This window comes from Convivina intestini, from assembly GCF_003096575.1.
Taxonomy (GTDB): domain Bacteria; phylum Bacillota; class Bacilli; order Lactobacillales; family Lactobacillaceae; genus Convivina; species Convivina intestini.
In genome coordinates, this window is sequence record NZ_QEKT01000006.1 from 24,423 (window position 1) to 44,465 (window position 20,043).

Annotated in this window: 19 protein-coding genes, 1 tRNA gene and 1 other annotated feature; of the genes, 7 read left to right on the top strand and 13 right to left on the bottom strand. The window is 40.6% G+C overall.

What is annotated here, in order from left to right:
• Positions 1-27: 27 nt before the first annotated feature.
• From C7384_RS05515 to gap, 3 genes are all read right to left on the bottom strand, one after another.
• Positions 28-864 (bottom strand): YdcF family protein, encoded by an 837-nt coding sequence (locus tag C7384_RS05515; RefSeq protein WP_089938895.1) that lies wholly within the window; start codon positions 862-864, stop codon positions 28-30.
• A 16-nt stretch (positions 865-880) separates the two neighbouring features.
• Positions 881-1,690: a metallophosphoesterase gene (locus C7384_RS05520; RefSeq protein WP_089938896.1), complete on the bottom strand. Its 810-nt coding sequence runs from the start codon at positions 1,688-1,690 to the stop codon at positions 881-883.
• A 107-nt stretch (positions 1,691-1,797) separates the two neighbouring features.
• Positions 1,798-2,811, bottom strand: a complete 1,014-nt coding sequence (gap, locus tag C7384_RS05525) for a type I glyceraldehyde-3-phosphate dehydrogenase (RefSeq protein WP_089938899.1) — start codon at positions 2,809-2,811, stop codon at positions 1,798-1,800.
• 247 nt (positions 2,812-3,058) lie between these two features.
• On the opposite strand from gap, the gene C7384_RS05530 reads away from it, so the two are divergent.
• Together C7384_RS05530 and C7384_RS05535 are read left to right on the top strand one after the other, a co-directional pair.
• Complete coding sequence (locus C7384_RS05530) at positions 3,059-3,559, top strand: ECF transporter S component (RefSeq protein ID WP_089938900.1); 501 nt, start codon at positions 3,059-3,061, stop codon at positions 3,557-3,559.
• Between the two features lie 131 nt (positions 3,560-3,690).
• Positions 3,691-5,028, top strand: a complete 1,338-nt coding sequence (locus C7384_RS05535; protein ID WP_089938902.1) for a dihydrolipoyl dehydrogenase family protein — start codon at positions 3,691-3,693, stop codon at positions 5,026-5,028.
• A 59-nt stretch (positions 5,029-5,087) separates the two neighbouring features.
• Here the strand turns inward: C7384_RS05535 and metG are convergent, their stop codons facing one another.
• Positions 5,088-7,127 (bottom strand): methionine--tRNA ligase, encoded by a 2,040-nt coding sequence (gene metG / locus C7384_RS05540; protein WP_089938904.1) that lies wholly within the window; start codon positions 7,125-7,127, stop codon positions 5,088-5,090.
• Positions 7,128-7,565: 438 nt separating this feature from the next.
• Between metG and C7384_RS05545 the strand changes: the two genes are divergently transcribed.
• From C7384_RS05545 to C7384_RS05560, 4 genes are read left to right on the top strand one after another with little or no spacing between them, the layout of a single operon-like run.
• A complete protein-coding gene (locus tag C7384_RS05545; RefSeq protein WP_089938906.1) occupies positions 7,566-8,354 on the top strand; it encodes a transporter substrate-binding domain-containing protein in 789 nt (262 codons plus the stop codon).
• A gap of 23 nt (positions 8,355-8,377) precedes the next feature.
• Positions 8,378-9,076, top strand: a complete 699-nt coding sequence (locus tag C7384_RS05550) for an amino acid ABC transporter permease (protein WP_089938909.1) — start codon at positions 8,378-8,380, stop codon at positions 9,074-9,076.
• Positions 9,073-9,807: an amino acid ABC transporter ATP-binding protein gene (locus tag C7384_RS05555; protein WP_089938911.1), complete on the top strand. Its 735-nt coding sequence runs from the start codon at positions 9,073-9,075 to the stop codon at positions 9,805-9,807. Before C7384_RS05550 ends, C7384_RS05555 begins: the two co-directional genes overlap by 4 nt.
• The gene (locus C7384_RS05560) at positions 9,807-10,658 is read left to right on the top strand and encodes a DNA/RNA non-specific endonuclease (RefSeq protein ID WP_089938913.1); all 852 of its coding nucleotides are present in this window, start codon (positions 9,807-9,809) and stop codon (positions 10,656-10,658) included. Before C7384_RS05555 ends, C7384_RS05560 begins: the two co-directional genes overlap by 1 nt.
• Before the next feature lie 26 nt (positions 10,659-10,684).
• Here C7384_RS05560 and C7384_RS05565 read toward each other — a convergent pair whose 3' ends face one another.
• Positions 10,685-11,680, bottom strand: a complete 996-nt coding sequence (locus tag C7384_RS05565) for an NAD(P)/FAD-dependent oxidoreductase (protein WP_089938914.1) — start codon at positions 11,678-11,680, stop codon at positions 10,685-10,687.
• A 92-nt stretch (positions 11,681-11,772) separates the two neighbouring features.
• Between C7384_RS05565 and C7384_RS05570 the strand changes: the two genes are divergently transcribed.
• On the top strand, positions 11,773-12,729 hold the full coding sequence (locus C7384_RS05570; protein WP_089938916.1) for a nucleoside hydrolase: 957 nt from the start codon (positions 11,773-11,775) through the stop codon (positions 12,727-12,729).
• Between the two features lie 54 nt (positions 12,730-12,783).
• Here the strand turns inward: C7384_RS05570 and C7384_RS05575 are convergent, their stop codons facing one another.
• The 8 genes from C7384_RS05575 to galE all read right to left on the bottom strand — a co-directional run bounded on the left by C7384_RS05575 (position 12,784) and on the right by galE (position 20,032).
• Positions 12,784-13,434 (bottom strand): deoxynucleoside kinase, encoded by a 651-nt coding sequence (locus tag C7384_RS05575; protein ID WP_089938918.1) that lies wholly within the window; start codon positions 13,432-13,434, stop codon positions 12,784-12,786.
• A 53-nt stretch (positions 13,435-13,487) separates the two neighbouring features.
• Positions 13,488-14,255, bottom strand: coding sequence for a M15 family metallopeptidase (locus C7384_RS05580; protein WP_089938919.1), 768 nt, complete (start codon positions 14,253-14,255; stop codon positions 13,488-13,490).
• 56 nt (positions 14,256-14,311) lie between these two features.
• A tRNA-Lys gene (locus C7384_RS05585) sits at positions 14,312-14,384 on the bottom strand.
• 84 nt (positions 14,385-14,468) lie between these two features.
• Positions 14,469-15,875, bottom strand: a complete 1,407-nt coding sequence (locus C7384_RS05590; RefSeq protein ID WP_176760693.1) for an APC family permease — start codon at positions 15,873-15,875, stop codon at positions 14,469-14,471.
• A gap of 8 nt (positions 15,876-15,883) precedes the next feature.
• On the bottom strand, positions 15,884-16,612 hold the full coding sequence (locus tag C7384_RS05595; RefSeq protein WP_089938920.1) for a gamma-glutamyl-gamma-aminobutyrate hydrolase family protein: 729 nt from the start codon (positions 16,610-16,612) through the stop codon (positions 15,884-15,886).
• Between the two features lie 45 nt (positions 16,613-16,657).
• Positions 16,658-16,907, bottom strand: a binding site (T-box leader).
• A 77-nt stretch (positions 16,908-16,984) separates the two neighbouring features.
• The gene (locus C7384_RS05600; RefSeq protein WP_089938921.1) at positions 16,985-17,860 is read right to left on the bottom strand and encodes an ROK family protein; all 876 of its coding nucleotides are present in this window, start codon (positions 17,858-17,860) and stop codon (positions 16,985-16,987) included.
• Positions 17,861-18,318: 458 nt separating this feature from the next.
• Positions 18,319-18,951 carry a CPBP family intramembrane glutamic endopeptidase gene (locus C7384_RS05605; protein ID WP_089938923.1) on the bottom strand — a complete coding sequence of 211 codons (633 nt, stop codon included), beginning with the start codon at positions 18,949-18,951 and terminating at the stop codon, positions 18,319-18,321.
• 91 nt (positions 18,952-19,042) lie between these two features.
• Positions 19,043-20,032: a UDP-glucose 4-epimerase GalE gene (galE, locus tag C7384_RS05610; RefSeq protein ID WP_089938926.1), complete on the bottom strand. Its 990-nt coding sequence runs from the start codon at positions 20,030-20,032 to the stop codon at positions 19,043-19,045.
• Positions 20,033-20,043: the final 11 nt, after the last annotated feature.

Below are 20,043 nucleotides of genomic sequence, written 5' to 3' on the forward strand. Positions count from 1 at the left end.
CTAACATGCTATATTTTGATTGTCAAACTATCGCCAAGCCTCTAATAACAGCAAAACGCCGTAGATTAATGGCAAGCTAAGTATCAAACAGAAACGGTATTGATTAAGTAAAGCAATAAATTCACGACCAACGCCCTGCCAAAAATTTCTAGTACTACTTTTACTGGTACTAATCACAAAATTAATGTTTAACTGGCGCGCTAAAAGCCAAGTTCGCAAACAGTGATAATCGCTGGTGAAAATGACCAGTCGCCCTGGCCAATCAGGTTGGTATTGATAAATAACCCTAAGGGTATTTAATAGATTCTCCTGTGTACTATGACTAGCATCTTCAATCCACAAATTCTTAGCTGGATAGGCAAAATGCTCCTGGGCAAAATCTCGCATAGCCAGACCCTCTGGAAGCTGTTCATCGATTCCCTGGCCCCCTGAGAAAATAACGACTGGCAATGAGGAGTTTTTTTTAGCAGCCAACATTGCTGTTGTAATCCGTCCGCCTAGCAAAGGGCCAACTTGTTTTCCATGAGCTAAATAGGCCCCCAATACTACATAATAAGTAGCCTGATTGACTTTTAACCAAGGCTCCGGCTCATTCAAAAAACGATGAAACATTAATAAGAAGATAAAAATACCAAATAAACTATTTAACAGTATGATACTGCCTAAACTAGCAACTCTCTCAAAGTAGCCAAGTGGCGCAATCACGGTACCCCAACAAGTGCCAAAGGCAATTACGATAAAAAAGATAGCTAATAATAAGCTCATCCGATTTTTTGACTCCTGTCGACCAATTTTAAAGGCTAAAAGTATCCACAAAAAATCACAAATCAAGGCTGGTAATGATAGAAAAAACAAATAACTCATCTACACCTCATGTAACTTAAACTGTCAGAAATACCATACTTTGCTGCCATTCAGTCATAAAATTATCACTCTGCCATTCGTGAATTCGACGAGTTTGGTAGCCGACCGCCGAATTATAATAGGTATTTTTTCCATGATTAATGGGCGATAAATGCAAGTGTAAATGACCACTAATCGTAGCAACTACCGGTGATTGATCAGCTAGTTCCCCTAATTTAGGACTTCCTAAGAAAGCATTCAAAATTTTTAAACGGGGATTGCGATAAGGCAGCTGATCAACAAAATCGACAATGGGCACAAAGTGATCGACTAAAATTAATTTGCGCCCATCAGCCTGTTTAATTTGATTTTCAATCTGCTGTAAATTAATCAAACAGCGTTCTGGGTCACTCATCGGCTGTTGAATCCGCCGGTCATACCAAAGCTCATGTTTGAAATGTTCGATTTCTGCTTTAGGATGATTTTGATTATCAAAACCATAGTCATACCAACCATTATTACCAATTAATCGGTAGCTATCACCTATATCTAAAGATTTATTATGAAAATATAATGGATCTATATCGCTCTCTAATTCTTCATAAGTAACACCACTGGCCATGTCATGATTGCCTGCCAGAAAGCGAACTGCAAAACTCCCCTGACCAATTTCGGATAAACGGCGGCAATAGGCTAAAGATTTTGAAAAATCATTAAATAAATCACCCGCAATGATATATAAATCAATTTGATTTTGGACTAAATACTCCGCTTGACGTGGCAACAGTTCATCCACCGACAAACGGTTCACATCAAAATGATTATCAGAAGAAAAAGCTAATTTCACTCAAACATTCCTACGTTTCCATAAATTTCGACTCAGTATACCATATAATCCCATCAGTCATTGAATACAAAAAAGAGTGCCAAAGGCACTCTTCAAATGTTTAATTATTAACCGATGTGAGCAAAGTGCAACAATGTACGGATCATGTTTGAAGTGAAACCGTATTCGTTGTCATACCATGAAACAGTCTTAACCAATTGCTTGTCGCCTGCTTCAACGATTTGAGTTTGCGTTGCATCGAAAGTAGCACCGTGAGTGTCACCAATAATATCTGATGAAACAATCTCATCTTCGTTGTAACCGAATGAATCAGAAGCAGCAGCCTTCATAGCAGCGTTAACTTCGTCAGCAGTTACCTTCTTGTTCAAAATTGAAGTCAATTCAGTAACTGAACCATCAATAACGGCAACACGTTGTGCATGTCCGTCAACCTTACCCTTCAAATCAGGAACAACAAGACCGATAGCCTTAGCCGCACCAGTTGAGTGAGGGATAGTGTTTACTGAAGCAGTACGGTTTGAACGGAACTTCTTACCCTTAGGTCCATCCAAAATCATTTGTGTTGAAGTGAAGGCGTGGATGGTAGTCATCGTAGCAACTTCAACACCAAATTGGTCTTGCAATACACGAGCCATTGGTGCCAATGACTGTGTAGTACATGAACCAGCAGAAACAATCTTGTCGTCAGCCTTCAAGATATCTTGGTTTACACCATAAACAACAGTTGGTACATCACCAGCTGGGGCAGAAATCAAAACCTTCTTAGCACCGGCATCCAAGTGAGCTTGTGACTTTTCGGCTGAAGTATAGAAACCAGTAGCTTCCAATACGTATTCAACGCCATCGTTTTTAACCCATGGAATATTGCGAGCATCACGTTCAGCGTAAACAGTATAGTGCTTACCATCAACGATGATACCAGTTTCGTCAGCTGAAACTTCAGCATCCAAAGTACCGTGAGTTGAATCATACTTTAGCAAGTATGCCAACATTGATGGGCTAGTCAAGTCGTTGATTGCTGCAACTTCAACATCAGCGGCTGAAGCACCCAACTCCAAAATACGGCGGAATGCCAAACGACCAATACGACCGAATCCGTTAATACCAATCTTTACAGTCATGTGTGTAGAGACCTCCAATTCATTTTTTGACTTTTGTCAACGCATTTATTATAACACAAAGCACTCTTTTGGGCGAAGTGCTAAGCCGACTTAGTGAAATTGTTTCAAAAGTAATCCAGGTGTATTCCAGTAGAAAAACAATAAAGATTTAGGCACATTTTCATCTCAAAATTAGAATAATTTAATGCTAAAATAGAAATTAATATTTTAGATAATTGTGGAGAAAAAAAGAGAGGTTTAATCAACTATGGCTAATAACCATACTCGTAGAATTGCTGTTTTAAGTGTCATCATCGCTGCTAATGTCGCCCTATCCTATATTGTTAAAATCCCTATCCCCGCTACTTCTGGTTTTGTAAATCTAGTCGAAGCCGGCATTTTTCTAGTAGCACTACTAGGTGGGGCTCGCAGTGGTTTAATTGTCGGTGGCATGAGTGGCTTTTTACTAGATATTCTAGCGGGTTATCCGCAATGGATGTTCTTTTCGCTAATTATTCATGGTTTGGAAGGCTGGTTAGTCGGCTATCTTGGTTACAATAAAAAATGGCCTCAGCAAACTTTAGCTATCATCCTTGGTGCAGTAGTCATGCTGATTGGCTATGTTATTGCCGGTGCCATCTTGGTTAATTGGCCCGCCGGTTGGGCTTCTATTCCTGGTAATATTGCCCAAAATATTATGGGCTTAATTGTCGCCTTAATTCTAATGCCCGCCCTAAAGCGCGTACCAGCAATCACTTCCTACCTATAACGAAAAGCAGAGAAAACTCTGTTTTTTTATTGTAAATATTTTCATTTGGTATAGCTTATATTTTCATTTAATCTAGTTTGCCCTGTAAGGGAGTATAATAGTAGGTGGTATACCTGTAAGGAGGATTGAAAATGACTGAAAACTATGATTATGATGTGCTTTATCTCGGAAGTGGTCACGCGGCCTTTGATGGGGCCGGCATTTTAACTGCAGCAGGTAAGCGAGTAGCCTTTGTTGAAGAGGATAAAATTGGTGGCACCTGCCCCAACTGGGGATGTAATGCTAAAATCCTACTAGAATATCCGGTGGCCTTAGCACGCCAAATTAAAGATTCCAATGGCATTCTAGATGGGAACGGTAAAATCGATTGGGTAAAAAACCAGGCTCATAAACGTCAAGTATTGGACGATTTACCTGATATTTTACAAAATATTTTTGAAGGATTAGGCGTAACCTACCTATTTGGACAGGGTAAGTTTGTTGATGCCCACACGATTCAAATCAATAACCAGCAAGTAACGGCTGATAAAATTGTCATTGCCACTGGTGAACATTCACACCGCTTGGACATTGAGGGGCGTGAGCTATTACATGATTCCAAAGACTTTTTGGCCATGGCCCAGATGCCGGAAGAAATGGTCATTATTGGTGGTGGATACATCGCCATGGAAAGTGCCAGTATGGCCGTAGCCGCTGGTGCTAAAGTTACCGTTATTTTGCATAACGATCGGCCATTGAGCGCCTTTTACGCAAAATTTGTTAAAAAATTAATGGCCGACTTAGAAGCTCAAGGGGTCAATTTCATCGTTAACGCCAATACCCAGTCCGTTCAAGAAACTGCAAATGGTTTGTTGGTCAAAACCGATATCGGTGAATTAAAAACTGAATGGGTTTTGGATGCTACCGGCCGAGTGCCCAATACGCAAAATATTGGCCTCGATGAAATTGGTGTGGCCTACAGTAAGCACGGTATTATTGTAAATGATCATCTCCAAACATCGGTTGATAACGTTTATGCTGCTGGGGATGTTGTGGATAAGGTCGTACCAAAGTTAACCCCAACAGCAACCTTTGAATCACAGTATCTAAGTCAACTATTCATTGGTCAAACCCAAGAAGCAATTGATTACCCCGCCATTGCAACCAATCTCTTTACCAGTCCACGAATTGCTCAAGCTGGCATTAGTGTGGAAAAGGCGCAAGCAGAACCAGACAAATACACAGTCGTCGAAAAAGATGTAATGGGTGATTGGTACCGACATGTCGATTATGAAAAGGCCGGTGAAATTGCCTTGGTCTATGATCAAGATCATCGTTTAGTAGGAGCCACCGAAATTTCTGAACGCGCTGAAGATATTATTAACAGCTTACTTCCAGCAATTGAATTCGGCTACACACCAGAACAACTGGCTCGTTTGGTTACCATTTTCCCCACCATTGGTTATTCTGCCTTTGGGGAATTGGGTTAATTATTAGTCTTGATACCATCAAAAAAACACTTTGCTCACGCAAAGTGTTTTTTAATTAGTTATTCAATTCCTGAACCCGGTTCAATCGAGTCGGGCAAAATCGTAACCGTGACAATATCATGCTTTTCAGCAGATAAAATCATCCCCTGACTTAATTCACCAGCCATCTTCCGTGGTTTCATGTTGGCCACAATCACCACCATTTTACCTAGCAAAACTTCTGGTTCTGGATACCACTGACGAATACCAGAAAGAATTTGACGATCATTACCGGAACCGTCATCCAAAGTAAATTTAATTAGCTTCTTAGATTTAGGCAACAATTCAGCCCCTGTGATTTTTGCCGCAACTAACTGAATTTTATCAAAGTCATCATATTCAATTGGCGCCTTAACATCAACTGCTAATTCTTGAGCTTCTTGCTTCTTGGCCGCTTCTTTGACAGCCCGTCCTTTTCCCTTAGTATCCTTAGAAACCAAGCCCGAAATAAACTTAACTTCGGCTTCCATATCCAAACGAGGGAAAATTGGCTCACCCTTAGCGACAACCTTACCACCAGCAGGAAGTTGGTCAAAGGCCAAGCCTTCTAATTTTATGCCTTCTTCAGGATAATCCAAACCTAATTGAGCAAAAATTTGTTTAGGTGCCTGGGTCATAACGGGTTGAATCAATACGGCAATAACCCGCAAGGCACCCGCCAAATGCGCCATAACATCAGTTAACTCAGTAATCTTAGTATTGGTATTATCATGTTGAGCTTCCTTGGCCAAAACCCAAGGCTGAGTTTCATCAATGTACTTGTTAGCCCGACGAACAATCGCCCAAACATCCTCAATGGCATCAGCAGTCCGAATATCTTTAAAGTGCTTTTGGTAATCAGCAATGCTTTGGGTAATGGTGGTAACTAGCTCTTGATCAAAGGGGGTTTTACCCGTATCTAAGGCTGGCACAACGCCATCAACGTACTTGTTAATCATCGCCACAGTCCGGTTTAACAAGTTACCCAAGTCATTGGCTAAATCATAGTTAATTCGGGAAACAAAGTCTTCTGGTGTAAAGACACCGTCATTACCAAATGGCATCGAGCGAAGCAAGTAGTAACGAACGGCATCCAAACCGTAACGTTCTTCTAAGACTTCTGGGTAAATGACATTTCCCTTAGACTTAGACATCTTGCCGTCCTTCATGACTAACCAACCATGACCAATAATCTCTTCAGGCAATTCCAAACCTAAAGCATGGAGCATAATTGGCCAATAAATCGTGTGGAAGCGGACAATTTCTTTTCCAACTAATTGAACATTAGCTGGCCAGAACTTTTGGAAAAGTTCATCTTGATCACTGCCATAGCCAAGAGCCGTAATATAGTTGGCTAGCGCATCGATCCAGACATAAATGACGTGCTTTTCATCACCAGGAACAGGCACTCCCCAGTTAAAGGAAGTCCGAGTAACCGCTAAGTCTTCTAAACCAGGTTCGATGAAATTGTGAATCATTTCATTCATCCGTGATTCTGGTTGAATAAAATCTGGATGACTATGGTAATAATCAACCAACCAGTCAGCATATTTACTCATCTTGAAGAAGTAAGTTTCTTCTTGAACTCGCTCCACTTCATGGCCTGAAGGGGCAATTCCACCGGTTACCTGTCCCTCGCTATTGCGGAACACTTCGGCTAACTGTGACTCAGTAAAGTATTCTTCATCAGAAACTGAGTACCAGCCTTCATATTTACCCTTGTAAATATCACCTTTTTCTAACAAGGTCTCAAAGATTTTTTGAACTGCTTTTTCATGATCTGCTTCAGTTGTTCGGATAAAACGATCATAAGAAATATCCATCAATTGCCACAAATCTTTAATTTGCTTGGCCATACCGTCTAAATAAGCCATCTCAGTGGTACCGGCCGCTTCGGCCTTTTGTTGGATTTTCAAACCGTGCTCGTCGGTTCCGGTGAGGAAGAAAACATCATCCCCTAATAAACGATGATAACGGGCAGCCGCATCGGCCAACACCGTCGTATAAGTATTACCCAATTGTAATTTACCGGATGGGTAATAAATTGGGGTGGTGATATAAAAAGTATTTTTCGCTGACATATGAGTCTCTCTTTCTAGCCCTAATGGCGGGCCAATTAGCTTTATTATATCAAATTTTAATAGACCAGGAAGTCTGATAAGCCATCCTAAGGATAGTAATGACAAAGCTAATTAGTAACTAGGCCAATCTTATAAATAATATAAAACAAACAGACAAAGTCCTCGAAAATAATCGATACAATAGAAAAACAGAGTTAAACCAATTACAAGTATAACAATAGTTACAGTTGACAAAGGATGATAAGACCGCTAAACTGATGGATATGTTGGAGGATATTATGTCATTATTGAACACGACTAACTCAGTTTGTTTAACGCCGGGCGCTTGTTAGCACCGGTATTTTGACGTATATTTTCTACACTTCAAAATCATCGTAACTAGCAAACCGCCCTAGCCTTTATCTGGGGCGGTTTTTTTATGTACAGGGGGATTCGGATATGAAAAAAGTTATTATTCTATTAGTTGGTATATTGGTCGTAATCGGTGGTATCGTTGGAATTACCCAGTATTACAGCCAAAGTCGTCAATCTGAAACAATCACCAAAGGGACTTTAACCGTCGGTTTAGAGGGAACTTATGCCCCGTTTTCCTATCGTGAAAATGGTAAGTTAACTGGTTATGAAGTCGATGTCGCCCAAGCCGTCGGCGATAAACTACACCTAAAAACAAAATTTGTCCAAACGAAATGGGATTCCTTAATTGCTGGTTTAGGCAGTAATCGTTACGATGTTGTCATGAACAATGTTGGGATTACCCCTGAACGTAAAAAAACTTACCGCTTAGCAACACCTTATATTTATCCTAAAACAGTACTAATCAAGCGTAGTGATGATCAGAACCTGACCAATCTAGAGAGTATCAAGGGTAAGAAGATGGCCCAATCAACGACTTCTAATTATGGTCAAATTGCCCGCGATCATGGCGCCGAGATTGTCGCTGTTCCAGGCATTGTTGAAGCCATGAATTTAATTAATACTAACCGAGCTGAAGGTTCGCTAAACGACTTAGGGGCCTTTGCCGCTTGGCAAAAGCAAAATGCTAACGCTGATTTAACAACAGTTGATATTTCTAGTGAAGTTAAGTCACAACCGTCCGGTCCACTTCTTAAAAAAGACAACATCAAACTAGAAAAAGATATCAGTAAGGCAATTGAAGAGTTAGAAAAAGATGGTACTTTAACTAAGTTATCAATGAAATACTTTGGTACTGACTTATCCCATGAATAAATAGCAAAGGAATAATGCCTACTATGTCGGAATTTTTTGAATTAGCAGTCAAATATCTACCCAGCCTACTCCAAGCAGCGCTACAGTATACGATTCCCTTGACAATAATGTCCTTTAGCTTAGGACTAGTATTTGCCTTAGTGACTGCTTTAATTCGTCTCAGCCAATCACCCAAGAATGAATGGGCAGCCGCCTTTTTAAAAATATTAAAGGGGTTTGCGGCCTTTTATGTCTGGACTTTTCGTTCCACCCCCCTCATTGTGCAGTTATTCATTGTTTTTTACGGGCTCCCCAATGCTCATATTAGTTTTTTTGCCAATGCATGGGTATCGGCAATCACTGTTTTCTCACTTAATACTGGTGCCTATGCTTCCGAAACCATTCGAGCGGCGATTTTATCAGTACCGCACGTTCAAAAGGAAGCCGGTCTTTCGTTAGGCATGTCTAACTGGGAAGTTTATCTTTATGTCGTTTTGCCACAAGCAGCTCGGATTTCAATTCCACCGCTAAGTAACTCCCTAATTTCTTTACTAAAGGATACTTCCTTAGCCAGCGTCATTACCATCGTGGAAATGTTTTATCTTAGTCAGCAAATTGCAGCCCAAAACTATCGTATTTTATCTATGTATATTTTAGTCGCTATCGTTTATGCCTTTTTAACTTCGATTTTGTCAATCGGACAGCACTATTTAGAAATTTATACGTCGAGGTTTGCTCAATGATTACAGTCAATAATTTAACAAAAAAATATCCAGACCAAGTCGCGCTAGATAATATTACAACAACCTTTCCAGTCCATCAGACTACTGCTATCTTAGGACCTTCTGGTTCCGGAAAATCTACGCTACTAAGGTCACTAAATTTATTAGAACAACCCACTAGTGGCGAAATGATTTTAGATGATTTACAAGTAGATTTTAGCCAGGTCATCAGTAACCCAACAATTTTAAAAGTACGTCAACAGTTTGGCATGGTTTTTCAAGAAAAAGCTTTGTTTACCCACTTAGATGTGTTGCATAATTTAACTGAGGGATTAATTCACGTTAAGAAATTAACCAAAACCGAGGCTAACCAGCAAGCTTTAGATCTTTTAGAACAATTTGAGATGACCGAATTAGCTGATCGCTTTCCCTATCAACTCTCCGGTGGCCAACAACAGCGAATCGCAATTATTCGTGCCTTAGCCATGCACCCCCAATATCTACTCTTAGACGAACCAACCAGTGCCTTGGATCCTGAATTAGAAGCACAAGTGTTGCGCATTCTCAGGAATTTAGCTGAGCAAAATACTTCCATGATTATTGTGACTCATAATATGTCCTTTGCCCGTCAGGTTGCCGATCGCATTTTATTTATCGATCATGGTCACTTAGGCTATCAAGGTGACACAGAAAAATTCTTTACTTCTGACAACCAACGGATTCAACAATTCTTAGGAGCAATGACTTTCTAATGGCCCGTAAAAAAAATATCAAATCAAACTATCGCCGCTGGGTGGCCCTAGGTCTGTTATTAGTTTTATTAGCGCTAGCTTTTTTTTGGAAACAGCCTAGTTCTCATAAAGCCCCCACTGGAAATTTCAGCAGCGCCCAAATCCGTTCCAACCAAGATTTATTAGCCCTAAAATGGGACGGCACCCTAGATGGGGATGTCGTCCACATCAATGACAATCAGGCCACTTTTTCACAAAGCGAACTAACCGAACAATTCCCTAGTGAAAATAATCGTCTACGACCAACTGACGGCTTAGCCTTATCCCCTCTAGATAGTTTGGGGCGGTCTCAACAGGCTAACTTTGTCGTTAACCAAGCGGCCCTTCAAAAAGTTACTAAACGGCCAGCGCGGATTCCCAGCGATGTCCGACCTTCTGGCTGGTATATAAATGATCATTATAACGGTCAAAAATGGGTCGGTGGTACCCACGTTAATCCGCAGGCCGAATTAGGTGGCAGTAAACAGGCCCTTTGGAATAAATCCCATATCGTCGGTTACCAATTCTTTGGCATGCCGACCATGGTTACTGAAAATATGACCACTGGTACCCGAGTTGAAAATGCCTACCCAGGTCAATTAGTACCAGAAGATGACATCCGGAATGCTTTGAAACAACATCCCAATATTTCCATCCGTGGTCAGGTCACTCCCCTCTATCAGGGAACCGATCGGCTCGCCCGAGGCGTTCATTATATGGCTAAATCAGTCGAAGATAATGGCCAAAGTCTCAATCTTAATTACTGGATTTTTAACGTTCAACCCGGCGTGACCATCAATTATCAAACAGGTGAAGCTCAACTTCAATCTTAAAAACAGCATCCTTAGGGATGCTGTTTTTATTCAATAATTAGACTACTAGAGTGTCCTGGCCCACCCCGGTCAGGATCAAAACAGCGAATCGCCGCATTAACGGCTTCTGGCGCCTGGCCAAAGCCGATGGCAATCAAATCTGCCTGGCCTGGATAGGAATTAACATCCCCAATGGCAAATAATCCTGGTTGGGAAGTAACAAAATTTTCTTTCACCAAGACCCCGTAAAGATCTCGGTCTGGGGCTATGGCCCACTCCCGTACCACTTGATCTTGTGAAATAAAGCCATATTGAACAATCAACTGGTCAACTACCAACTTTTCATTTTTTTCGAACTCTTTAACATGAGTCAAATTAACCTGTAATTGTCCATTAGCAAGCCGCTTTAGCCCAGTTACTTTTTTGGGCGTTAAAACTTCAACTGGACTATGTTCTAGCTGCTTGACACTTTGTTCCAAAGCCCGGAATCGATCTCGGCGATGAATTAGATATGTTTTTTTTGCATAAGGTTCAATAGCTAAGGCAAGCTCAACTGCTGAATCACCCCCACCCACAATGGCAACAACTTGTTGCGCTAATGTTTCTGGTTGGGACAAAAAATAAGATAAACCAGCCCCTTCGAACTTCGATGCCTCCTCAATTTGAAGCCGTCGTGGTTCAAAAGAACCCTTACCGGTCGCCATTATGACCGTTTTAGCTAGTAAGGTCTTCTCTTTATCAGTGGTTAATGTAAATAAAGCATCCGTCTGCCTAACATCAATAATTGTCGTATCAGTAAAAATATCAACTTTAAACAGTCCCATTTGTTTTTTTAAATTAGTAACCAAATCCCGACCGGTGACCCCTAACAATCCCGGTACATCATATATTTTTTTATCAGGATATAGGGCTAACGGCTGCCCGCCTAATTCAGGAAGGGCTTCAATTAGGGCAACTTTTACATCTCGTAAACTAGCATAAAAAGCAGCAAACATTCCCACCGGGCCACCACCAATGATGACAATATCATAGACTTCCGTCATAAGATCCTTCTTCCTAAAATTAAATGAACTCACGTTATTTTTTAGCAATGCACTTGTTATAATGAAAGTAACGAAAAAATGGAGAAATAGCAATGGCAGAGAAAAAAATGATTCTTGATTTGGACACTGGTATTGACGATGCTTTGGCTTTAGCCTATGCCATCGGCAATCCTGATGTTGATTTAATTGGGGTAATTGCCAGTTATGGTAATACAACCAACCAAATAGCGGCACAAAACACCTTAAACTTATTGCACCTATTAGGTGCCGATGATGTACCAGTTTTCATCGGCGAGGGACATTCAAGTACGACCAACCATTTTGATGTCATGCCCATTTCACAACAAATTCACGGAAAAAATGGTATCGGCGATGTCGAGTTAACCACTGCTAATCATCAAGTTAGCAATCAAAGTGGCGTTGACTTCTTAATTGAAGTTGCCCATAAGTATCAAGACCAGCTAATCATGCTGCCAACCGGACCACTTACTAACCTAGCCAAAGCACTCGAAATTGATCCAGCAGTTGGCCAATTAATTGGTCAAACAACCTTAATGGGTGGTGCCTTGAGTGTTCCTGGTAATGTAACGCCATTTTCAGAAGCTAATATTCATCAAGACCCTGAAGCAGCCGATGTTGTTTTCCGCCATCAAGAAAACCTAACCATGGTTGGTTTAGATGTTACCTTACGAACACTACTCACTAAAGCCCACACCGCTGAGTGGCGTGAATTAGGTACAGTAGCAGGACAAAAATATGCTGATATCGTTGATTACTACATCGATGCTTACCATGATCTTGGTATCAACGAAAATGGCGCAGCCTTGCATGATCCTCTTGCCGTGGCCGTCAGCATTGACCCCTCTTACATGACGACCCTACCATTAAACATGAAAGTCACTTACGACAACCAAACTGGTGATTACGGTCGTACCATTGGTGACACTGCCCGTTTGTTAGATCCAACAACTGCTCAAGCAGCTGTCTTGGTTGATCAAAAGCGTTTCGTACCTGATTTCCAAAAACAAATGCTAGCTGTCCTAAAGTAAACTAAAACCTCTGCCATACATGTGGCAGAGGTCTTTTTTATGCAAAATTTTTAATTACTTAGTGGATAAAGCGCCAACATCAGCTAACTTATCCTCAATCATTTGTAAGACAACTTGCCGATCAGCTTCGTTTTCAACAAAATTATAACGATCACCATCAATTTGAATTTTAGGCGAGCGGTTATAGTTAGCAAACCACTGGTCGTACCTTTGATTAAGGTCTTGATAATACTGATAAAGATCAGGGTCTTGCTGAACTTGTTCAAAAGGTCGTCCGCGCTTTTTAATCCGTGCTAACATGGTATCCAAACTTACCCGAACATGTACCAATAAATCGGGTTTCTGAACTAAATTATCACTATTTGAATCATCCAGCATGTTATCAACCAAATCTTGGTAAATATCAACTTCAGTTTGAGTGGCGCGTCCTAAGTCCGCATTTAATTGGAATAAAAGTGCATCCTCAAAAATTGAACGGTCAGACACATTTAGCCGGCCCTCTTGAGCTTTTACAATTTGAGCTAATCTCGTATTTAAAAAATAGATTTGCAAAAGAAATCCATATTTTTGTGGTTCCTGATAAAACAACGGCAAGATTGGATTATCATCCACACTTTCATAAAAGGCTTGACTACCCAAGCGTTGCGCCAACAATTCAGTTAAACTAGTTTTCCCAGCACCAATTGTCCCTGATAAAACAATCATTTAGCTACCCCCTGTATCATTCCATCTTAGTATATCAAACATAACTAATATTTTTATGCTTGACCGGCGTCTTTTAAATAAGTTAAATATTGTTCCAAGGTTAAATGGTGTTTAGTCATATACTGCGCATTGGTATACCCAACATAGCGAAAATGCCAAGATTCATAGTCAATACCGGTTTGTGCTTGGGATTTTTTATCGGGTAAAAATCGTAAAACAAAGCCATATTCAGGGGCATGCTTAATCAACCACTGCTGTGAAGGAAATTGATCCATATTAGCTTCTAAATTAGGACATTTTGCTAAGGCATCATTTCCTGCCAAATCAACAGCCAAACCGGTTTGATGCTCCGATGAGCCTGGGGTTTGCACGACTGCTTCAGTCGCTGCTTTAGCATCTTGCGGAGCAAGACCATTCCGCTCGTTTTGAGCGGTTACGTTAGCAAAAACATTCCGCTGATCGGCAATCGAACGATACCCGGATACCAAGGTAGTCGGATATCCAGCTGCTAAAGCCGCTTTCCGAAAATCTGCCAAAGGCTTAACAATCCGCGTATCGACCTGCTTATCATCAACAGTGGCCTTGGTAAAGTTTAGCTCTTGATTTTGAGGATGTTGCTTATTGACTAAAACTAGTTGCCAATCACTAGCCCGACTATTTTTAGGTAAACCATCAGTCTTGATTGACTGAGAATTCGTCGCTTTTCCCTTTGCCAAATGAGGCTGGCTGGATAACCAATAACTGGTTCCCACCAACAGAACTAATAGACAGCCTAAACTAATCCATAGCCATCGTAAATTATTTTTAGGTTTTTTAAGCATGAATTACTCCTCCCCTTTGGAAAATAAAAAAAGCGGACCAAAGTCCACTTTCATTATGGTCAGCCAGGGGCTCGAACCCTGGACCCACGGATTAAGAGTCCGTTGCTCTACCAACTGAGCTAGCTGACCGCTGTGCTATTTCACAACAGAATATATTTTACCATAGCAATCAGCTAGCTTCAAGAATTTAACACCAAAATACCTGTTTTTCTTTTATTTAGTTACCGAACGATTTTCCAACTTCGTAATCAGGGTAATCACCAACGGCAAGACAACAAAGCCAAAGACGGCCATCCCAATTGCATACCAATTAATACCAATAACTTGACCATTTTCTACAATGCCAAATTGCAATTTCCAGTTATAGTTAATCAATAGAAAGACTACCAGTAAAATTGATACAATCGGGGCGCATACATCCGTGATAAAGTTTTTAGGAGCTGGTAAGACTGCTACTTGGCTTTTATTAAAGTAAAAGAAAATAACCGCTAGCGGCACCATAATAAAACCTAAGAACCGTACAAGCGCACTGAGGGTGATCAAGTTAGTCATATTGTAATTAAAGGCTAGTGGAATAAGTACGGCCAATAAAATTGAAGTCACAAAAGAACGCAATGGAAAATTATTTTTAGTTCGCCGAGTTAGCTTACTAGAAATCTGGCCTTGTTTGGCCATCGCTTCTAAAATTCGCGGCGCATGAAAACTAGACGCAACATTGATGCCAAACATAGAAACCAAAGCACCAATTAAAATTATATCCCGCAAAATAACGTTATTAAAAATAGCCGTTACTGCTACCACTTGATTGGTGGTCATAATTACTTCAGGATTGACTAGCAAGGTCACAGCGACTACCCCAATATAAATCGCCGCAATAATTAAAATGGCTAACGGAATCGCTCGTGGAAGATTCTTGGATGGATTTTGCATATCTTCTGAACCCGATGCTACCGCTTCAAAACCAGTGAAAGCATAAAAAGCTGAAACCACCGCCATGGTAAAAGTAGCCGTCGTTAGTGTTGGTACAATCACTTTACCATTTTGCGTAACCTGATCAACCTGAGATAAATTACCAGTCGCCCCGGTCGTCAATAGTAAAAGCAGGCCAGCTACAATAATCAAAAGTAGTACGGCCACCTTAACGATGGTCGACAAATTCATGACGTATTTAACAACCCTTTGCCCCAACGCATTAATTAGGCTAATAATTCCCATTAAAATCAGGATTCCTAAGATAACCCGGCCATTGTCGTTTGGATTCATGCCAAAGATGGCCAAAGTTGATTTAATCACCCCAACAGCCATCACTCCCCAAGCCGTCGTGGCCGAAAAATAACGCAAAATACCAATGTAAAAACCAACTTTATCACCAAAAGCAGCTTTAGCATAAGCGTAGGCTGCGCCCGATTGCGTGACATACTTAGCAGCCGCAGCAAAAGAAATGGCGATAATTGATGCTAGAATAGCTGCCAGCAAATAGGCTATTAAAGCCTGACTACCAACCTGGCGAACCACACTACCAGGAGTTAAAAAAATTCCAGAACCAATAATCGAATTAATGGCTAAAAAGACGATAGACCAAAAGCCCAGCTTATCCTTGAGATTTATTTGTTGCTTCATACCTACTCCTATTTCGCTTGTTCAATCACATACCGGAACAGATTATTCATGAAAGCCGTATCCGGATTACTGCACATCATCTCCGGATGCCACTGAACGCCAATCACAGTGCCCGAAGCATTTTCAAACCCTTCACAAATACCATCGTTAGCATAGGCGCAAGGTTTTAATCCGGTACCAATTTCTTTAAGAATTTGATGGTGGAAAGTATTGACATCAAAAGTAGTTTTCCCCAGAATTGCGGCTAACTTACTATCTTTATCCACACGCATCCCATGGGTCGGTTGACTAGCAACAATATCTTGTACGTGCTCTTGGGTTTCTTGGTCACGATAAGATTGATCTTGGAAACAACTGCCCCCATGGGCAACGTTAATTAACTGAGCCCCACGACAAATACCCAATACAGGAATACCACGTTTTTCGGCTAATTTTAACAATAGCTCATCAAAATGGTCTCGTTTAGGCCAAATATCTCCCAAAGCTGGTTGTGGCTTTTCATTATATAAGGTTGGATCTACATCATGACCACCAGACAAAATCAATCCCTGAACATGGGCTAACTGGGCTTCAATCACCTCGTCATTGTCACTAACCGGCATGATAAAGGGTACCCCACCATTTTTAATAACAGCTTCAACATAATTTTCATTTACATAACTACGATTTGAGCCATAAAAAGCCTTATCGTGATCAATAATTACTGAACCAGAAATGCCGATGATTGGTTTATCCATTTAAATCTCCTTTTTTAATATACAAAACGCCTCATAGCTCTAAAGCTACGAGGCGTTAATAACGCGGTACCACTCGTTTTAATAGTTTCCCAAACTACTCTACCGACAGAATCATCCTTAAATAAGAGAATTCTTAGCGCGATAACGGGCGTACCCAAAATTGACTTATCATCGGGACTCGTCAATTTAACTAACTCTGAGACCATTTTCAATAATATGACGACGCTAACTTACACCAATTGTTAGCTCTCTAAGGACGTCAGGGAAAATCTACTCATCTCTTCAACGTTTGGATTGACATTTATGGTAACGATAAAAATGATATTTGTCAACTTGAGGTTCCATTTATTTTTAATAATCTTATATTAAAAGTTAATCTTTGTTTAGCAAGTCCTTACATAGATAGAAGCAACCTAAAATTCCAGCATTATCACCGTTTTCAACTGGAACAATGTATTCATCCAACGGTGGCACAGCCAAGTAATCACTCATTTGTTCGGCAAAGCTTTGACGAATCAATGGGAATAGACTTTCTCGATGAGGAACCCCACCACCAAAAATAATTTTTTCTGGCCGTAAAATCATGGTGTAATCCAAAGCTGCTTGGGCCAAGTAAAAGGCTTCGATTTCCCAAGCCAAATCGCCATCAGGAATATCCTTAGCACTCTTGTTCCAACGTTCTTCAATTGCTGGACCGGCAGCCAAACCTTCCAAACAGTTAGCACCGTGGAAAGGACAATGTCCTTGATAAGAATCTTGCGGGTGCTTTTGTAAGAAAATGTGGCCGGCTTCTGGGTGCCCTAGGCCACTAAGCAAATGACCGTTAGTCACGATTCCAGCACCAATACCAGTTCCAACAGTTAAATAAACCATATTTTGGACGTCACGGGCTGCTCCGGTCTTAAATTCGGCCCAGCCAGCACCGTTAACATCAGTCGTCCAAAAGTATGGAATATCACGCCAAGCCTTCATTCGACCCAAGAAATCATAACCCGACCAGCCCCGCTTTGGTGTGTCTAGAACACGACCATAAGTTTTTGATCCTTCAACAATGTCAATGGGCCCAAAGGCAGCAATCCCAATAGCATCAATATTGTCATATTGATCAAAAAAAGCAATTACTTGATCTAAAGTTTTCTCACCGTCTAAAGTAGGAAAAGCTTCCCGCTTAATAATATTAAAATCATGATCAGCAACTGCAACGACAAACTTAGTTCCACCTGCTTCAATTGCTCCTAGTAGTCCCATCAACTGTCTCCTTTAAACTTTTTCATTTATACAAGCCAACTATACCACACCTGAAGTGCTATACGATTGGCCCTCTTATACAGTCATTGTAACCGCTCTCAAAAAATAATGCAAAACGGTTTCATAAAATTTAATTTTCACTTTATTTTGACTTTATGAATATTTAACTTAAACCCCTTATTATAAGAATCATCAACAACGCGAGTTAGTCTCAAGCAACAAGCCAAGTTGAAATTATCCTTTAATTAAACGGAGGTTCCCCATATAAGCGGAATAACTAGTGCTTCCCACTAGGACCACGAAACCCCAAGCCCAGGGACTAAAAACTTATCGTTTCTCCCAACGATGACATTCATATTCTTTTCCCTCTCCCAAATATTCTCAATTATTTCCCCGATTACCACGCTAGGTAATCGGGGTTTCGTGTTTTATAGAAACTAAATAAAAACACCTTACTCCTAAAAAGAGGAGAAGGCGTTCCAGATAATATGGGCAAACATTGGGTATTGAACTTTTTTAGTATAAAAACGAATTATCATTAACAGGGTGGCTAAGCTACCATAGGTCAACCAATCAGCTAGACGGCTCGGTCCATGAACTAAGGTAAAAAGTAAGGTTGGCAGGATAAACTGAATTATTTTACCCCAACCGGCCAGACCCCATACCAGCCAACCTCGAAAGAGTAATTCTTCAAATAAAGGGGCCAAAAAGATTAGCGTAAATTTAAAAAATAGTTGGTTAATGGCGCCAATGTGCGTATTTATATAATTAATTTCGGCTTGATTATCACTCACTGGGCTGGGATAAAGCTGGCTAATCACAATGATGGTCAAATACATCAAGAAAAAGACCATTAGCGTAAAGATCAATTTATATCCTTGTGGCCGCTCCCAGACACTCCCATTAGTGGCTTGTAAAAAATAAGCTGTTCCTGCAATTATTAGCATGACAATCACCGAACCAATGGCCATCGATCCGGGAAAAAAGCCTCTAAATAGGAGTGGTAACAAGTTAATATACCCAATTTGAAAAGTAATAAAAATCAACACTATTAAACTCGGAATATGCAGATCATTTAATTTCTTCATCATTTGTTTAGATTAACATAGAAAGCCAAAAAGACACAATAAGGCCCTATCTTATGCAATCAAAAACAGCGCCCATTGAGCGCTGTTTTTATCATCAATCGTTATAACCAGTGGGATGGCTTTGAGTCCAATGCCAAGCAGTTTTAATAATATCTTGCACATTATCGTACTTAGGTTGCCAATGTAAAATATCCCGAGCCTTGCTAGAGTCGGCAATCAAAATATCTGGATCGCCTGGCCGGCGAGGTCCCACTTTGGCCTCAATATCGACTCCAGTTGCCTGGCGAGCAGCTTCAACCATTTCCTTGACGGAAAAGCCAGTAGCTGACCCCAAATTAAACTGATTAGATGGTTGTTCATCAGCCAAATACTTTAAAGCTAAAATATGGGCATCAACTAGATCCAAAACATGGACATAATCGCGAACATTGAAGCCATCTGGGGTTTGATAATCATCCCCAAACATCTCAATATATGGTCGCTGTCCAGCAGCAGCCTGTAAGATAATTGGTACCAAATGGGTTTCTGGGTGATGATCTTCACCAATAGTACCATCTTCAGCTGCCCCGGCTACATTAAAGTAGCGTAAAGCAACCCATTTAATCCCATCGGCCTGATCGGACCAATCCATGATTTTTTCCATCATTAACTTGGATTCCCCGTAGGGATTGATTGGTCGTTGCGGATCAGTTTCCTTAATAGGAATTTGAACCGGATTACCGTAAGTAGCGGCAGTAGAAGAAAAGACAATTTGTTTAACGTTATGTTCCTTCATGACTTCCAACAAGGTAATCATGCCACCAGTATTGTTGTCAAAATACTTTAGTGGTTGCGCTACTGACTCAGGCACAATTGAAAAGGCTGCAAAATGCACCACTTGACTGATATTTTCTTGATCAAATACTTCACTTAATGCCGCTTTATCACGGATATCAACTTCATAAAACTTAGCCTTAGGATCAACAGCTTCCCGGTGACCGGTAACCAAGGAATCAACTACAACTACTTCAGCGTTTTTTTCAACTAAACGCTTAACCATATGAGAGCCAATATAACCGGCTCCACCTAAAACTAGAACTGCCATTTTAGTACCTT

Coding starts and splice junctions, on each gene's coding strand:
- C7384_RS05555 (WP_089938911.1), top strand. CDS start 9,073: ATGATTACAGTCAATAATTTAACAAAAAAATATCCAGACCAAGTCGCG.
- C7384_RS05580 (WP_089938919.1), bottom strand. CDS start 14,255: ATGCTTAAAAAACCTAAAAATAATTTACGATGGCTATGGATTAGTTTA.
- C7384_RS05545 (WP_089938906.1), top strand. CDS start 7,566: ATGAAAAAAGTTATTATTCTATTAGTTGGTATATTGGTCGTAATCGGT.
- galE (WP_089938926.1), bottom strand. CDS start 20,032: ATGGCAGTTCTAGTTTTAGGTGGAGCCGGTTATATTGGCTCTCATATG.
- C7384_RS05570 (WP_089938916.1), top strand. CDS start 11,773: ATGGCAGAGAAAAAAATGATTCTTGATTTGGACACTGGTATTGACGAT.
- C7384_RS05515 (WP_089938895.1), bottom strand. CDS start 864: ATGAGTTATTTGTTTTTTCTATCATTACCAGCCTTGATTTGTGATTTT.
- C7384_RS05600 (WP_089938921.1), bottom strand. CDS start 17,860: ATGGGACTACTAGGAGCAATTGAAGCAGGTGGAACTAAGTTTGTCGTT.
- C7384_RS05550 (WP_089938909.1), top strand. CDS start 8,378: ATGTCGGAATTTTTTGAATTAGCAGTCAAATATCTACCCAGCCTACTC.
- C7384_RS05590 (WP_176760693.1), bottom strand. CDS start 15,875: ATGAAGCAACAAATAAATCTCAAGGATAAGCTGGGCTTTTGGTCTATC.
- C7384_RS05565 (WP_089938914.1), bottom strand. CDS start 11,680: ATGACGGAAGTCTATGATATTGTCATCATTGGTGGTGGCCCGGTGGGA.
- C7384_RS05595 (WP_089938920.1), bottom strand. CDS start 16,612: ATGGATAAACCAATCATCGGCATTTCTGGTTCAGTAATTATTGATCAC.
- gap (WP_089938899.1), bottom strand. CDS start 2,811: ATGACTGTAAAGATTGGTATTAACGGATTCGGTCGTATTGGTCGTTTG.
- metG (WP_089938904.1), bottom strand. CDS start 7,127: ATGTCAGCGAAAAATACTTTTTATATCACCACCCCAATTTATTACCCA.
- C7384_RS05560 (WP_089938913.1), top strand. CDS start 9,807: ATGGCCCGTAAAAAAAATATCAAATCAAACTATCGCCGCTGGGTGGCC.
- C7384_RS05530 (WP_089938900.1), top strand. CDS start 3,059: ATGGCTAATAACCATACTCGTAGAATTGCTGTTTTAAGTGTCATCATC.
- C7384_RS05535 (WP_089938902.1), top strand. CDS start 3,691: ATGACTGAAAACTATGATTATGATGTGCTTTATCTCGGAAGTGGTCAC.
- C7384_RS05575 (WP_089938918.1), bottom strand. CDS start 13,434: ATGATTGTTTTATCAGGGACAATTGGTGCTGGGAAAACTAGTTTAACT.
- C7384_RS05605 (WP_089938923.1), bottom strand. CDS start 18,951: ATGATGAAGAAATTAAATGATCTGCATATTCCGAGTTTAATAGTGTTG.